Here is a 14651-nt window from a genome sequence, read left to right on the forward strand (position 1 = left end):
ATGAGCTCACCGACACGACGCAGGAGAACACCGACCCGACTGGGAGCGGCCGTGGCCGTCGCCCTCCTCGGGCTCGCGGCGGCGCTCGCCGGGCCCGTCGGCAGCGCGCACGGCGACCCGGGCGGCGGCCCGGAGCGGACGACCGTCGGCGACGTCACCGGCTTCGCGGCCGACGGGCCCGCCGCCTACCGGCTGTCCGCCGGCAGTGCCCGGGCACGCGTCACCTTCGTCTCCGCCGGCACGTTCCGGATCGAACTCGCCCCCGACGGCACCTTCACCGACCCCACCGGCAAGGACATCGTCCTGCCGCAGGGCGCGCCACCGCGGACGCGCTGGAAGGACAAGGGCGACCGCTACGAACTGAGCACCTCCGCGGTCACCCTGCGCGCGTACAAGTCCCCGCTGCGCTTCGAACTCCGCCGCGCGGACGGCACCCGCGTCTGGGCCGAGACCAAGGGCCTGAGCTGGGACAAGGACAGCACGACGCAGACCCTCGCCCGCGGCGCGCGCGAGCAGTTCTACGGCGGCGGGATGCAGAACGGCCGCGGCGACACCTCGCACCGAGGCAAGACCGTCGAGGTGGGGGTCGACTACAACTGGGACGACGGGGGCCACCCCAACTCCGTGCCGTACTACCTCTCGTCGGCCGGTTACGGCGTCTTCCGCAACACCTACGCCCCCGGGACGTACGCCTTCGGCGACCCCGTGACGACCACCGAGAAGGAGCGGCGCTTCGACGCGTACTACTTCGCCGGGCCCACGGCCAAGGACGTCATCGGGCAGTACACCGGGCTGACCGGCCGTCCCTTCCTGCCGCCGGTCTACGGGCTGGAGATCGGCGACTCCGACTGCTATCTGCACAACGCCAACCGCGGCGAACGGCACACCCTGGACGCCCTGAAGGTGGCCGACGGCTACACGGCCAACGACATGCCGAACGGCTGGATGCTCGTCAACGACGGCTACGGCTGCGGCTACGAGAACCTGCCCGAGGTGAACAAGGGCCTCGCCGGTCACAAGACGAAGATGGGCCTGTGGACCCAGGACGGGCTGGCCAAGCTCGCCGACCAGGTCAAGGCCGGTCAGCGGGTGGCCAAGCTCGATGTCGCCTGGGTCGGCGACGGCTACAAGTTCGCCCTCGACGGCTGCAAGGACGCGTACAAGGGCATCGAGGACAACAGCGACGCCCGCGGCTTCACCTGGGCGCCGGAGAGCTGGTCGGGCGCGCAGCGCTGCGGGGTCCAGTGGTCGGGTGACCAGAAGGGCTCGTGGGAGTACATCCGCTGGCAGATCCCGACGTACGCGGGCGCGACCATGTCCGGCCTCGCCTACACCACCGGTGACGTCGACGGCATCTTCGCCGGCAGCCCGAAGACGTACGTCCGCGACCTCCAGTGGAAGGCGTTCCTGCCGGCCGTGATGACCATGGACGGCTGGGCGCCCAGCGACAAGCAGCCCTTCCGGTACGGCGATCCGTACACCTCGATCAACCGCAAGTACCTCAAGCTCAAGGAGTCGCTGCTGCCGTACATGTACTCCTACGCGGCGGAGGCGCACCGCACCGGCGTCGGCCCGGTGCGGCCGCTGGCGCTGGAGTACCCGGACGACCCCAAGGCGGCGTCCGACGCCGCCAAGTACGAGTTCCTGTCGGGCCAGGACTTCCTCGTGGCACCGGTCTACGAGGACACCGAGGTCCGTAACGGCATCTATCTGCCCAAGGGCACCTGGACCGACTACTGGACGGGCCGCACCTACCAGGGCCCGCGGACGCTGGACGGGTACCACGCGCCGCTCGACACCCTGCCGCTGTTCGTCAAGGCGGGGGCGAGCGTCCCGATGTGGCCGGGGATCCGGTCGTACGAGGACCGCACGCCGTCGTCACCGCTCGCCTGGGACGTCTATCCGCAGGGCCGGTCGTCGTTCACGCTCTACGAGGACGACGGCGTCACCCGGGCCCACCGCGCGGGCGCGTACGCCCAGCAGAAGCTGACGGTCCACGCGCCGCGCGAGGGGCGGGGCACGGTGACGCTGGACGTCGGCGCGTCCAAGGGTGACTTCCGCGGCAAGCAGGCGGCCCGGCCGTACGAGTTCACGGTGCACAGCGGCACGGCCCCGAGGTCGGTGACGCTGGACGGCCGCGCACTGCCCCGGCTGTCCGGCGCGGGCGGCCCGGGTGCGGGCTGGTGGTACGACGCGTCCGACCGCGGCGGCGTCGTGCACGTGAGGACGGCCGCGCTGTCGACGGACCGGGCGTTCACGGTGGCGCTGCGGGGAGCGAGTGCCATCGGCAGGAGCTGACTCCGGCGAACGGCTTGACCAGGACGGGCTCTTGCGCACCTGGCAGGAGCCCGTCCCGTCCGTCCGGGGCCGGAAGCGGAAGGGAGCCTTGCTCATTCGGACAATCTCTTGCACAGCCAAGCAAGACTCTCTACTGTCTTGCTCATGGAAGCAAACACTGGCTCTCTCAAGCAGGAATCCGCGGGGAAGCCCTCCCGGACGTTCACCGAAACGGCCCGCAGGGCGCAGATCGTCGGGGCGGCGATCGAGGTCATCGCCGAAGTCGGCTACGCGAAGGCGTCGTTCACGAGGATCGCCGAGCGGGCCGGGCTGAGCAGCACCGGAATGATCTCGTACCACTTCTCCGGCAAGGACGACCTGATGCGCGAGGTCGTGGCCGAGGTGCTGCGCGTCGGGGACGCGTACATGCGGCCGAGGATCGAGGCGCAGACGACGGCGCCGGGCCGGCTGCGGGCGCACATCGAGTCGAACATCGCGCTGCTCAAGGAGTTCCCCGACCACCTCCCGGCCGTGGTGGAAGTGCTCTCCGGCGCCCGGGGCGAGGACCCGTCGCTGCGCGAGTTCACCGCTTCACAGGAGGCGGTCTTCGACTTCCTGGTGCAGCGCATGCGGGAGGCCCAGGAGGCCGGTGAGTTCGGGGAGTTCGACCCGCGGGTGATGGTCACGGCGATCCGCGGGGCCATCGACGCCCTGGTGACCCGCGCCGCCAAGGACCCCGGCCTCGACCCCGACGTCTGCGGCCGTGAGCTGGCGGACCTCTTCGACCGCGCGACCCGGAAGGCGGACTGACGATGATCATGACTCCGGAAGAGACGGGCACGACGGAACGGACAGCGCCGTCGGCCGAGGCGGCGAGGTCGGCGAAGGAGAAGTCGGCCGCGCTGCGCAAACTCGTCGTGCAGCAGCTGTTCTTCGAACTGGCCCTGCCCCTGGGCGGCTACTACGGCCTGCGGGCCGCGGGCGTCGGCCAGTGGACGGCGCTGGCGGTGGGCAGCGTGCTGGCGCTGCCGTGGCTCGTGTACGGGATCGTCAAGCGCCGCAAGGTCGAGATGATGCCGGTCTTCACGCTCCTGCTCATGGTCGTCGGCGCGCTGATGTCGCTGGTGACCGGTGACCCGCGGGTGCTGCTCGTACGGGACAGCTGGCTCAACGCCCTGATCGGCTTCTGGGTGCTCGGCACGCTGGCGACCCGGCGGCCCTTCATGATGACGGCGGCCCGCTCGGTCGTGCTCGCCAAGGTCGGCGAGGAGGGGTGGCGCGCGTGGGAGTCCCGCTGGGACACCCAGCCGCGGTTCCGCCACGACATCCGGCTGATCACCGCGGTGTGGGGCGCGGTCCTCACACTGGACGCGGGCGTACGGGTGGTGCTCGCCTACACGCTGCCCCTCGACCTCGTCCCCGGCGTGAGCACGGCGCAGTGGCTGGTCGTGCTGGCGGGGCTGCTGGTCTTCCACAACCGGTTCGTCACCCGCTCCGGGCTGAAGGTCTGAGCGGCGGTGGACACCGACGTCATCGTCGTCGGCGCGGGCCCCACGGGGCTGACGCTCGCCAATGAGCTGGGCCTGGCGGGCGTGCGCGCCGTCGTACTGGAGAAGCTTCCCGAACGCACCGGGCAGTCCAAGGCGCTGAACCTCCAGCCACGCACCGCCGAGCTGCTCCGGATGCGCGGCTGGCTGGAGCCGGTCCTCGACCGGGCCGTCACCACCCTGCCGGCCGGGCACTTCGCCGGGCTGCCGCTGGACTACACCGTCTTCGACACCCGCTTCCCCCATCAAGTGGGCATCCCCCAGGCCCGTGTCGAGGAGTTCCTGGAGGACCGGCTCGCCGCGTACGGCGTCCCGGTGCTGCGCGGCCACGAGCTGACCGGCTTCACCCAGGACGCCGACGGGGTCACGGCCACCGTCGCGGGGCCGCGCGGCACCCACACACTGCGGGCCGCGTATCTGGTGGGCGCCGACGGCGGGCGCAGCCAGGTGCGCAAGCGGCTCGGCGTCGGCTTCCCCGGGCGGGACGGCCGGCTCTCCATGGTCGTCGCGGACGTGGTGCTCGCCGACGACAGCGCGCTGCCCACCACGTGGCGGCTCCCGACCTTCGAACACGGCCCGGACGCCGAGCCGTTCCTCGTCCCGCTCGGGGACGGGGTGTTCCGCCTCCTCTTCGGCGGCCCGGAACAGCAGGGGCTCGGCCGGGACGCGCCCGTCACCGAGGACGAGGTCCGGGCGGCGCTGCGCCCCGTACGCGGCATCCGTCCCGAACTGCGCGAGGTCCGCTGGGCGTCCCGGTTCACCGACGCCTCCCGGCAGGCGGAGCGCTATGTGAACGGCCGGGTGCTGCTCGCCGGGGACGCCGCGCACATCCACTTCCCCGCCGGCGGACAGGGCCTGAACCTGGGCGTGCAGGACGCCTTCAACCTCGGCTGGAAGCTCGCCGCCCAGGTCGAGGGGCGCGCCTCCGAAGGCCTGTTGGAGACGTACCACTCGGAGCGGCACCCGGTGGGGGCGGCGGTGCTGCGCAACACCCGGGCGCAGGGCGTGCTGTTGATCCCGGACGACGACGTGCTCGCCCTGCGGGGCATCGTGTCGGACGTCCTCGCGACGCCCGACGGGAACCGGCGCGTCGCCGGCATGATCTCCGGCCTGGACATCCGCTACGAGATGCCGGACGCACCCGCGCACCCCCTGCTCGGGGCACGGCTGCCGGACGTCGAGCTCCCGCACGGGCGGGGGCTCCTGCTGGGCGGCGGCACGGCCGGACCGTGGCAGGACCGCGTCGACACCGGAGGCCCCAAGGGCCGGGAGGCCCTTCTCGTCCGTCCGGACGGCCACGTCTGCTGGGCGGGCCCGGCGGAGGGGGACGTGCCGCGGGCCGCGCTCACCCGCTGGTTCGGACCGGCCTGAGGGGCCGGGCCAGACTTCGTCCCCGCTCACGGCCCTGGGATGATCAGTGCCTGGCCGGCTGCCCGATCGGCCGGGCCGCGCGCGAGTAGGGAGAAGCTGTGCTGGGAGCCTTCGAGGCCCACCGTTCCGCGAAGAAGGCGGAACGCGCCTGGAAGCAGGGGGTGGCGCTGCTGCGGAAGGACGATCCCGACGGCGCCGCCGCGCTGTTCGAGGAGGCCGTGCTGCACGACCCCACCGCCGCCGACGCCTGGCTGGGCCTGCACGCCACGGGCCACCGGCAGGAGGAGGCCCTCGCGGCCATGAACGAGCACGTGGCCACCTTCGGCGCCCTGCGGCAGAAGCACGGCCTGCCGCTGACGTCGTGGTACGCCCTCGGCGTATACGTCCAGGCGGAGCTCGTGATCGCGGACGACCTGTGGTTCGCGACCGTGGCCCAGCTGGTGACGGACGAGGAGTACGAGCGGGCGGCGGAGGCGCTGTCCCGGCCGCCCTACGAGAACGACGAGGTCCGGTTGCTGCGCGCCCGCCTCGGCCATGGCACCGGCGACGGACCCGGGGTGCTGACGTCGGCGCGTGCCGTCGAGGAGGACGGGATGATCGCCGAGGAGGCGGACCTCTACGTCGGCGCGGCCCACCTCGACCGCGCGGAATTCCACGAGACCCTGCGGATCCTGGCGCCGATGCCCCGGCACATGGATCCCGGCGGCCTGTTCGAGGCCGAGGTGTCGTACTACCGCGGGGCGGCGTGCGAAGGGCTCGGGAATCCGGACGCGGCGCTGAGGCACTATCAGCACGCGCACCGCCTGGAGCCGGACCTCGCCGACGTGGCGGAGGTGATCCAGGAGCTGCTCGGCGAGGGAGGCGAGGGAGAGGACGCAGCGGAAGGCACGTCTCCGGCCACGAAGCCCGCCTCACCCGCCGCCCCCCTGTCGGACGAAGCGCGCGCGGCGCTCCTCACGGAGGCGCAGCAGGCGCTGGACGCCATGATCGGCCTGGAGCCGGTCAAGCATCAGGTCCGTACGCTCATCGCGCAGTTGCGCATGGTGGCCCTGCGCGAGGAGCAGGGGCTGCCGGCCGCGGCGCGCCCCCGGCACTTCGTGTTCGCCGGTCCGCCCGGCACCGGCAAGACCACCGTCGCCCGGATCATCGGGAAGGTCTTCGCCGGACTGGGCCTGCTCCGGAGCGGGCACGTCATCGAGGCGCAGCGTGTCGATCTGGTCGGCCAGTACCTCGGGTCTACCGCCATCAAGACGACCGAGGCGATCGATTCGGCCATGGACGGCGTGCTGTTCGTCGACGAGGCGTACGCCTTGGCCAACGACAGCGGGTACAACGGTGGCGACGCGTTCGGCGCCGAGGCCGTGCAGGTGCTGCTGAAGCGGGCGGAGGACGACCGGGACCGGCTCGTGGTGGTCCTCGCGGGCTACCGCAAGGAGATGGCCGAACTCCTCAGCACCAACCCCGGTCTGGCCTCGCGCTTCACGACCCGGGTGGACTTCCCCTCGTACTCCGCGGAGGAACTGCTGCTCATAGCCGAGTCCCTGCTCGGCCAGCAGGGCGACACGGTGGGCCCGGCCGCCAGGGCCGCCCTCGCCGGGTGCTTCACCGAGGCACTCGACCAGGAACTCGGCGAGAAGCTCGGCAACGGTCGCTTCGCCCGCGAACTCTGCCAGAAGGCCGCCGCCGTACGGGACCTGCGGGTCGCGGCCGTCCTGGAGGAAGGCCGCACGCCGACCCGCGAGGAGATCACGGCGCTGCTCGCCGAGGACATCGCGAGCGCGTACCAGGAGCTGGCGGAACCGCACGTGGGCGCGGCCGCGGGGTGAGTCCGCGGGTGGTGTCGTGACGACACCACCCGCGGAACCAGGATCCGCCGGGGACGGCTAGAGCGCCACGCCCAGCAGCGCGTCCGCCACGCGGGACACCAGGCCCGGTGCTCCCTCGTCCGTGCCGCCGTCGGTGGCCTGGGCCGCGGCCCAGGCGTCGATGGCGGCGAGGGCGCGCGGAGCGTCGAGGTCGTCCGCGAGGGCTTCGCGGACCTCCTCCACCAGGGCGTCGGCCGACGGCCCGTCGGGGCGCGAGACGGCCGCGCGCCAGCGGGCGAGCCGCTCCAGCGCCTCGGTCAGGACGGCGTCGGTCCACTCCCAGTCGGCGCGGTAGTGGTGGGACAGCAGGGCCAGCCGGATCGCGGCCGGGTCGACTCCCTCGCGGCGCAGCGCGGAGACGAAGACGAGGTTGCCCCGGGACTTGGACATCTTCTGGCCGTCGAGGGCGACCATGCCGGCGTGGGCGTACGCCTGGGCGTAGGGGTGCTCGCCGGTCAGCGCCTGGGCGTGCGAGGCGCCCATCTCGTGGTGCGGGAAGACCAGGTCGGAGCCGCCGCCTTGGAGGTCGAAGCCCATGCCGAGGTGGTCGAGGGCGATGGCGACGCACTCGATGTGCCAGCCGGGGCGGCCGGGGCCGAGGGAGGCCCCGTCCCAGCTGGGCTCGCCCGGACGGGCGGCCATCCACAGCATCGGGTCGAGGGGGTTCTTCTTGCCGGGGCGCTCCGGGTCGCCGCCGCGCTCGGCGGACAGCAGCCGCATCGCCTCGGCGTCGAGGCCGGAGACACTGCCGAAGGCGGGGTCGGCGGCGACGGAGAAGTAGGTGTCGCCCTCGAGTTCATAGGCGGCACCGGCGTCGCGCAGCCGCTCCACCAGGGGGACGATCTTCGGTATCGACTCCACGGCGCCGACGTAGTGCCGGGGCGGGAGCATCCGCAGGGCGGTCATGTCCTCGCGGAAGAGTGCGGTCTCACGCTCGGCGAGTGCGGTCCAGTCCTCACCGTCACGCACGGCCCGCTCCAGCAGCGGGTCGTCGATGTCGGTGACGTTCTGGACGTAGTGAACCTGCCGCTTGGTGTCGAGCCACACGCGCTGCACGAGGTCGAACGCGTTGTAGGTCGCCGCGTGACCCATGTGGGTCGCGTCGTACGGCGTGATGCCGCACACATAGATACGGGCGACGGGGCCGGGGACGAGGGTCACCCGTCCACCGGTCGCGGTGTCGTGGATCCGGAGGTCGCGGCCACTGCCAGGCAGGGCGGGAACCTCAGAAGCGGGCCAGGCATACATGACATGAGCGTAACCGGACGCACGTTCCGGATACGAACCGGATCCGGCTGTTGGCCGAATCATCTGTCTTGTGCCACGACGCTGCGCTGTGCTTTCGGGTGAGCGCGGGCCTGTTGTCTGCGGCTGCGCCCCCAGACCCCCTGACCGCGCTTCGCGCGGTGTCCTCAAACTCCCCCAGCTACCGCTGGGAGGTGCCCCCAACGGGCTGGGTATGCGGGCTACGGTCCGCACAAGTCAGCCCGTCCGGCGTTTGAGGACGCGCCCGCAGGGCGCTCCCGCCGCAGGCGGCAACGGACCCGCAGCCGGGGGGCTGGGGCACGAGCCCCAGTTTCGGGAAGGGGCGGGGTGGGGAACAAAGCCCGCCGCCAGGCGTCAAACCGGCGGCCACGGGATCGCCGGCCACTGCCCGCTCGGCTCCCGATGACGTCCCGTCCGCAGCAGATCGGCGACCCGCTCACGCAGAGCATCGATCTCGGCGGAAGTGATCAGCTCGGCCAAGCGCCCAGCCAACCGGCTTCCGTCAGCCAGATCGGCCGAAAGTCGCCGCAGCGCCTCGATCGCCTCCTCGGGCAGCGGCTCGCCCGCCCAGCCCCACAGCAGCGTGCGCAGCTTGTCGTCGGCGTTGAAGGTCACGCCGTGGTCGATGGCGTAGAGCCGGCCGTCGGCGGCGGGCAGCAGGTGGCCGCCCTTGCGGTCACCGTTGTTGATCACCGCGTCGAGCACGGCGAGGCGGCGCAGCCGTTCGTCGTCGGCGTGCACGAGCAGCGCGGTGCGCTCCTCCCCCACGTCGGCGAAGCCCACGGCCTTCCAGCCCTGGCCGGGCTCCTCGCCGTCGACGAGGGCGAGGAGCCGGCCGGCGGCCTCGTCCTCGGACGCCTCGACCCACAGCTGGCACATGCCCTCGCCGTACGGGCCGTCGCGCAGCACCGTGGGCGGGACGAGCCCCCACCCCATGGCCTCGGAGAGCTCGTACGCCGCCACCTCGCGCTGGGCGAGCGTGCCGTCGGGGAAGTCCCACAGGGGGCGCTCCCCGGCGACCGGTTTGTAGACACAGGCGGCGCTGACGCCCTCGTACTCGACCGTGCAGTAGAGGACGGCGTTGGACGCCTCGCGGACCCGGCCGCGCACCGTGAGCTCGCCCAGGCTGAGCAGCTCGTGCGGGGTCACGCTCCGCGGCGGTATCCGTTCTGGCGCGGACATACGTGTCCCTCCGGGTCGAGCGGCAGGCTGCACAGGGGGCAGGGCGGGCGGCCGGCGTTGACGACCTCCAGGGCGCGCTTGGCGAACGCGCGGGCCATGGTGCCGGTGAGCCGTACGCGCAGCATGGGCGGGCCGTTCGCCTCGTCCTGGAGCAGCCGCTCCTCGGCCTCGGCCAGGTCCTCGTCGGTGTCCGCGTCCAGCTCGACGAGCGCTTGGGCCTCCACGATCATCCGCTGGCCCTCGCCGTCCCAGGCCAGGGCCATGGTGCCGACCCGGAACTCCTCCTCGACGGGGGTCTCCAGCGGCGCGGTGTCACCGAGCTCGGTGGGGGCCACCGCGGGCACCGGGGCATTGCCGCCGGTGCGCCGGACGACCTCGTCCAGCAGTTCGTCGATGCGCTCGGCGAGCGCCTCCACCTGCGCCTTCTCCAGGGCGACGCTGGTGGTCCGGCCGGCCGCGGTGGCCTGGAGGAAGAAAGTGCGGCGGCCCGGCAGCCCGACCGTGCCGGCGACGAAACGGTCCGGCGGGTCATAGAGGAACACCTGACGGGACAACGTCCTGCTCCCTTTGGTTCGGGTGGTCGGCTGGTGGTCTGAAGGTGACCGGCGGAACGGCGGGGGGGCCGGCCTTCCGTGTGCTGATCACGGGTGGAGCGGCGGCCGGGGCCGCGCCACCACCCTACTGCGCACGACGATCACGGTGCTCCCGCCCCGCCCCCCACGACGCCGTCGGCGCCGGGCACGGCGGGCGCCTCCTCGGCCGGGGCGAGGCCGCGCAGGTCGCCGGTGTCGCCGAGGCGCACCAGGAAGGGGCGCAGCCGGGTGTAGCGGATGGCCGTGACCGAGCAGGGGTCGACGGCGATCCGCTGGAAGAGGTCGAGATGGGTGCCGAGGGCGTCGGCGACGAGGGACTTGATGATGTCGCCGTGCGAGCACATGAGGTAGACGGCCTCGGGGCCGTGCTCCTCCTCGATCCGGGCGTTCCACTCCCGCACGGCGTCGAGTGCGCGTGCCTGCATGGCGCGTACGGACTCGCCACCGGGGAAGGCGGCGGCGGAGGGGTGCCGCTGGACGACCTCCCAGAGGGGTTCCTCGGTGAGTTCGGCGATCTTGCGGCCGGACCAGTCGCCGTAGTGGCACTCGCCGATCCGGTCGTCGGTGTGCACGGGCAGCGTGGGCCGGGCGGCGAGCAGCGGTGCGAGGGTCTCCTGGCAGCGCTGGAGCGGGCTGGTGACGGCGGCGGCGAGCGGGAGCTGCGCGAGCCGGGCGGGGAGGGCGGCGGCCTGGGCGGCGCCGCGCTCGTCCAGGGCGACGCCGGGGGTCCACCCCGCGAGGACTCCGCCGGTGTTGGCGGTGGACCGGCCGTGCCGGAGCAGGATCAGCGTGGGCATGCGGCCACCTTAGGCGGTGGGCTGCGGGTGGTTGCCAGTCCGCGGGCCGTCTGCCTCCCCCCAGACTCCGTCCGGGGGTGCCCCCAGCGGCGGGGGCGCCCTTCGGGTATGTCCTCGAACGCCGGACGGGCTGAATTGCGCACCCACATCAGCCAGATCAGCCCGTGGGGGCACCTCCCAGCGGTAGCTGGGGGAGTTTGAGGACACCGCCGCGCAGCGGTGGTGCGGACGACGACCGCCCCGCACCACCCCCGTGGCCCGGGTCCCCCGGACAACGGCACAATGCACGCGTGATCGTGGACTGCGCTATTTACCGTGACGGACGCCGCACCGAGGGGCCCGCCGACTTCTCCGATGCCCTCGACGAGGCGCGGGCGGAGGGCCACTCCTTCCTCTGGATCGGGCTGCACGAGCCCACGGAGAAGGAGTTCGAGCTGGTGACCAGCGAGTTCGGGCTGCACCCGCTGGCCGTCGAGGACGCCTTGAAGGCCCATCAGCGGCCGAAGCTGGAGGTCTACGAGGACTCCCTGTTCGTCGTGCTCAAGCCCGTCACCTACGACGACGACGCCGACACCGTCACCACCAGCGAGCTGATGCTCTTCCTCGGCGACTCGTTCGTGGTGACCGTGCGGCACGGCGAGGGCAGTCCCCTGGCCGAGGTGCGCCACCGGCTGGAGCAGGAGCCCGAAGTGCTCCGGCACGGGCCCGCGGCGGTGCTGTACGCGGTGAGCGACGCGATCGTGGACCAGTACATCGAGGTGGCGACCGAGCTCCAGGCGGACCTGGAGGAGCTGGAGACGGAGGTCTTCGCCCCGGTGGGCGGCGACTCCAAGAACACGGCGTCGCGGATCTACTCGTTCAAGCGCCAGGTCATGGAGTTCCGGCGGGCGTCGGGGCCGCTGGCGGAGCCGATGTCACGGCTGACGGGGGCGGGCGTGCCCTTCGTGCCGGAGCCTTCGCGTCCGTTCTTCCGCGACGTGAGCGACCACCTCACGCGGGCGAACGAGTACGTGGACGGCCTGGACCGGCTGCTGACGGACATACTGTCCGCGCACCTGGCACAGGTGGGCGTCCAGCAGAACGACGACATGCGCAAGATCTCCGCGTGGGCGGCGATGGCGGCGGTCCCGACGATGATCGCCGGCATCTACGGCATGAACTTCCACGACATGCCGGAGCTGCGGCAGCCCTGGGGGTACCCGGCGGCGGTCGTGCTGATGGCCGGTCTGGTCTTCTGGCTGCACCGCTACTTCAAGCGGCGCGGGTGGCTCTGAGGCGGGGGCTTTGCAGGGGGGCTTCGAAGCGGGAGCTGCGGCGTGTCGAAGGTGCGGCAAAGCTCGCTGTGAGGCGTAACCCCTCGGCCGTACGGGCGTTGTGCTCTGTACCGGCCGTGGCGGGGAAGACACCCCGAGCCCCCACCACGGCCGCAGCTCCGATCCGCCGGATCCCCCGCTACGCCAGCCCGGCCCGCTCCAGGGCCGTGACGCCCGCGCGCAGGCTCGCGATCCGCTCGTCCAGGGTGAAGCCCGCGGGAGCCAGCGACAGGGTGGTCACCCCGGCGTCGGCGTACGCCTGCATCCGGTCGGCGACGCGGTCCACGGGCCCGAGCAGGGTGGTGGAGTCGATCAGCTCGCGCGGGACGGCCGCGGCGGCGCCCTGCTTGTCCCCGGAGAGGTACTTCTCCTGGATCTCGGCGGCGGCCTTCTCGTAACCCATGCGCTGGGCCAGCTTGTTGTAGAAGTTCTGCTTGGCGCTGCCCATGCCGCCGACATAGAGGGCGGTGTAGGGGCGGAAGAGGTCGGCCAGGGCGTTGACGTCGTCGCCCACGGCCATCGGGACGGTCGGGGCCAGGTCGAAGCCGTCGAGGTCCTTGCCGATCCTGGCGCGGCCCGCGCGAAGGGCGCCCAGGGTGGTCTCCTCGGCGTGCTCGGGCGCGAAGAAGACGACGAGGGCGCCGTCGGCGATCTCACCGGTCTGTTCGAGGTTCTTGGGGCCGATGGCGGCGATGTAGAGCGGGATGCGCTCGCGCACGGGGTGGACGGTCAGCTTGATCGGCTTGCCGGGGCCGCCGGGGAGCGGGAGCGTCCAGTGCTCACCGTCGTGGGTGACGCGCTCGCGGGACATGGCCTTGCGGACGATGTCGACGTACTCACGGGTCCTGGCGAGCGGCTTGTCGAACTTCACGCCGTACCAGCCCTCGGAGACCTGCGGGCCGGACACGCCGAGACCGAGCCGGAAACGGCCGCCGGAGAGCGAGTCGAGGGTGGCCGCGGTCATCGCGGTCATCGTGGGCGTACGGGCCGGGATCTGGAAGATCGCCGAGCCGATGTCGATCCGCTCGGTCTGCGCCGCGACCCAGGACAGGACGGTGGGCGCGTCGGAGCCGTACGCCTCGGCGGCCCAGCAGACCGCGTAACCGAGGCGGTCGGCCTCACGGGCGACCTCGAGGTTGTCGGCGTCCATCCCGGCTCCCCAGTAGCCGAGGTTGATCCCGAGCCTCATACGACTCATAACCGGTCCCCTTACCCATCAGTAACGTCGCTGTTCCGGGGAGCGTAGCGCGCCGACCAGGGGTACGTCATCGGCGAGTTGTCCACAGGCCGCCGCCGGGAGTTGTCCACAGGCGGACACGGGGTGCGCCACGGCCAGTAATCTCAGCGTTCATGGAGCAAAGGCATCTGGGCCGCACGGGCCTGCGGGTATCCCGGATCGGGCTGGGCACGCTCACCTGGGGGCGGGACACCGGCGAGCCGGACGCCGCCGATCAGCTCAAGACGTTCTGGGAGGCGGGCGGCACGCTCGTCGACACCGCCGACGTCTACGCGGACGGCGGCGCCGAGTATCTGCTCGGCCGGCTGATGGAGGATCTGGTGCCGCGCCGCGACCTGGTCATCGCGACCAAGTCCGGCAGCGTCCTCGACGCCGACCGGCGGTTCGACGGCTCGCGGGGCCATCTGCTCGCCGCGCTCGACGCCTCCTTGGAGCGGCTCGGCACGGATTACGTCGACCTGTGGCAGATCCACGCCTTCGACCCGCACACCCCGGTCGAGGAGACCCTCCAGGCGCTCGACATGGCCGTCAGCAGCGGCCGCGCCCGCTACGCCGGCGTCTCCAACTTCTGCGGCTGGCAGCTCGCCAAGGCGGCCACCTGGCAGCTGGCCGCGCCCGGCGTGCGGACCCGGCTGGCCAGCACGCAGATGGAGTATTCGCTGCTCCAGCGGGGCATCGAGCGCGAGGTGCTGCCCGCCGCGCTCGACCTGGGCATCGGGATCCTGCCGTCCTCGCCGCTCGGCCGCGGCGTGCTCACGGGCAAGTACCGCCACGCGACCCCGGCCGACTCCCGGGGCGCGTCCGAGCACCTGGCCCGCTTCGTCGCCCCGTATCTCGACGAGCCCGCCGGCCGCGTTGTCGACGCCGTCGCCACGGCGGCGGACGGGCTCGCCACGACGCCCCTGAAGGTGGCCCTGGCCTGGGTGCGCGACCGGCCCGGAGTGGTCGCCCCGATCGTCGGCGCGCGCAACGAGCAGCAGCTCAGAGCGGCATTGTCAGTGGAAGCCCTTACGCTTCCGGACGAGATCTGCCAGGCGCTCGACGATGTGTCGGCCCCTGTGCACCGCTACCCCGATCAGGACTGGAGCACCCTGTGAGCACCGACCGCCGCCCCGCCTCGCCGACCCCCCAGGGGGACGACGAGCCCCTGGGGTCCCGTGGCGCACCGTCACCTGACGCGGTCCCGGCGGACGCGGTCCCGGC

General features: G+C 72.4%; 11 protein-coding genes and 1 pseudogene. 7 read left to right on the forward strand and 5 right to left on the reverse strand.

Annotated elements, in window-relative coordinates; genetic code table 11:
- The 5 genes and pseudogenes from AB0435_RS11085 to AB0435_RS11105 all read left to right on the forward strand — a co-directional run.
- Positions 1–2289: pseudogene (locus tag AB0435_RS11085) on the forward strand (TIM-barrel domain-containing protein); the annotation flags it as partial.
- 153 nt (positions 2290–2442) lie between these two features.
- Positions 2443–3087 (forward strand): TetR/AcrR family transcriptional regulator, encoded by a 645-nt coding sequence (locus AB0435_RS11090; RefSeq protein ID WP_366426734.1) that lies wholly within the window; start codon positions 2443–2445, stop codon positions 3085–3087.
- Positions 3088–3089: 2 nt separating this feature from the next.
- Positions 3090–3788 (forward strand): VC0807 family protein, encoded by a 699-nt coding sequence (locus AB0435_RS11095; protein ID WP_366426735.1) that lies wholly within the window; start codon positions 3090–3092, stop codon positions 3786–3788.
- Positions 3789–3794: 6 nt separating this feature from the next.
- Positions 3795–5195 carry an FAD-dependent monooxygenase gene (locus AB0435_RS11100; RefSeq protein ID WP_366003085.1) on the forward strand — a complete coding sequence of 467 codons (1401 nt, stop codon included), beginning with the start codon at positions 3795–3797 and terminating at the stop codon, positions 5193–5195.
- 98 nt (positions 5196–5293) lie between these two features.
- Positions 5294–7021, forward strand: coding sequence for an AAA family ATPase (locus AB0435_RS11105; RefSeq protein WP_366003084.1), 1728 nt, complete (start codon positions 5294–5296; stop codon positions 7019–7021).
- Between the two features lie 57 nt (positions 7022–7078).
- Here the strand turns inward: AB0435_RS11105 and mshC are convergent, their stop codons facing one another.
- The 4 genes from mshC to AB0435_RS11125 form a co-directional block, all read right to left on the reverse strand.
- Positions 7079–8308, reverse strand: a complete 1230-nt coding sequence (mshC, locus tag AB0435_RS11110) for a cysteine--1-D-myo-inosityl 2-amino-2-deoxy-alpha-D-glucopyranoside ligase (protein WP_366003083.1) — start codon at positions 8306–8308, stop codon at positions 7079–7081.
- A 372-nt stretch (positions 8309–8680) separates the two neighbouring features.
- Positions 8681–9508, reverse strand: a complete 828-nt coding sequence (locus AB0435_RS11115) for an SCO1664 family protein (protein WP_366003082.1) — start codon at positions 9506–9508, stop codon at positions 8681–8683.
- Positions 9472–10062 (reverse strand): DUF3090 domain-containing protein, encoded by a 591-nt coding sequence (locus AB0435_RS11120; RefSeq protein WP_366003079.1) that lies wholly within the window; start codon positions 10060–10062, stop codon positions 9472–9474. Before AB0435_RS11120 ends, AB0435_RS11115 begins: the two co-directional genes overlap by 37 nt.
- Positions 10063–10202: 140 nt before the next feature.
- Positions 10203–10898, reverse strand: a complete 696-nt coding sequence (locus AB0435_RS11125) for a histidine phosphatase family protein (protein WP_366003078.1) — start codon at positions 10896–10898, stop codon at positions 10203–10205.
- Positions 10899–11188: 290 nt separating this feature from the next.
- Here AB0435_RS11125 and corA point away from each other — a divergent pair, with 290 nt between their 5' ends.
- Complete coding sequence (gene corA / locus AB0435_RS11130) at positions 11189–12172, forward strand: magnesium/cobalt transporter CorA (protein WP_366003077.1); 984 nt, start codon at positions 11189–11191, stop codon at positions 12170–12172.
- 178 nt (positions 12173–12350) lie between these two features.
- Here the strand turns inward: corA and AB0435_RS11135 are convergent, their stop codons facing one another.
- Positions 12351–13400 (reverse strand): LLM class F420-dependent oxidoreductase, encoded by a 1050-nt coding sequence (locus AB0435_RS11135; RefSeq protein WP_366426754.1) that lies wholly within the window; start codon positions 13398–13400, stop codon positions 12351–12353.
- A gap of 161 nt (positions 13401–13561) precedes the next feature.
- On the opposite strand from AB0435_RS11135, the gene AB0435_RS11140 reads away from it, so the two are divergent.
- A complete protein-coding gene (locus AB0435_RS11140) occupies positions 13562–14545 on the forward strand; it encodes an aldo/keto reductase (protein ID WP_366003076.1) in 984 nt (327 codons plus the stop codon).
- Positions 14546–14651 lie beyond the last annotated feature (106 nt).

It is taken from the genome of Streptomyces sp. NPDC051173, from assembly GCF_040689515.1.
Lineage (GTDB): Bacteria > Actinomycetota > Actinomycetes > Streptomycetales > Streptomycetaceae > Streptomyces.

Excerpts from the sequence above, each read along its gene's own strand:
- AB0435_RS11135 (WP_366426754.1), bottom strand. The coding sequence starts at position 13,400 with ATGAGGCTCGGGATCAACCTCGGCTACTGGGGAGCCGGGATGGACGCC.
- mshC (WP_366003083.1), bottom strand. The coding sequence starts at position 8,308 with ATGTATGCCTGGCCCGCTTCTGAGGTTCCCGCCCTGCCTGGCAGTGGC.
- AB0435_RS11115 (WP_366003082.1), bottom strand. The coding sequence starts at position 9,508 with ATGTCCGCGCCAGAACGGATACCGCCGCGGAGCGTGACCCCGCACGAG.
- AB0435_RS11095 (WP_366426735.1), top strand. The coding sequence starts at position 3,090 with ATGATCATGACTCCGGAAGAGACGGGCACGACGGAACGGACAGCGCCG.
- AB0435_RS11090 (WP_366426734.1), top strand. The coding sequence starts at position 2,443 with ATGGAAGCAAACACTGGCTCTCTCAAGCAGGAATCCGCGGGGAAGCCC.
- AB0435_RS11140 (WP_366003076.1), top strand. The coding sequence starts at position 13,562 with ATGGAGCAAAGGCATCTGGGCCGCACGGGCCTGCGGGTATCCCGGATC.
- AB0435_RS11125 (WP_366003078.1), bottom strand. The coding sequence starts at position 10,898 with ATGCCCACGCTGATCCTGCTCCGGCACGGCCGGTCCACCGCCAACACC.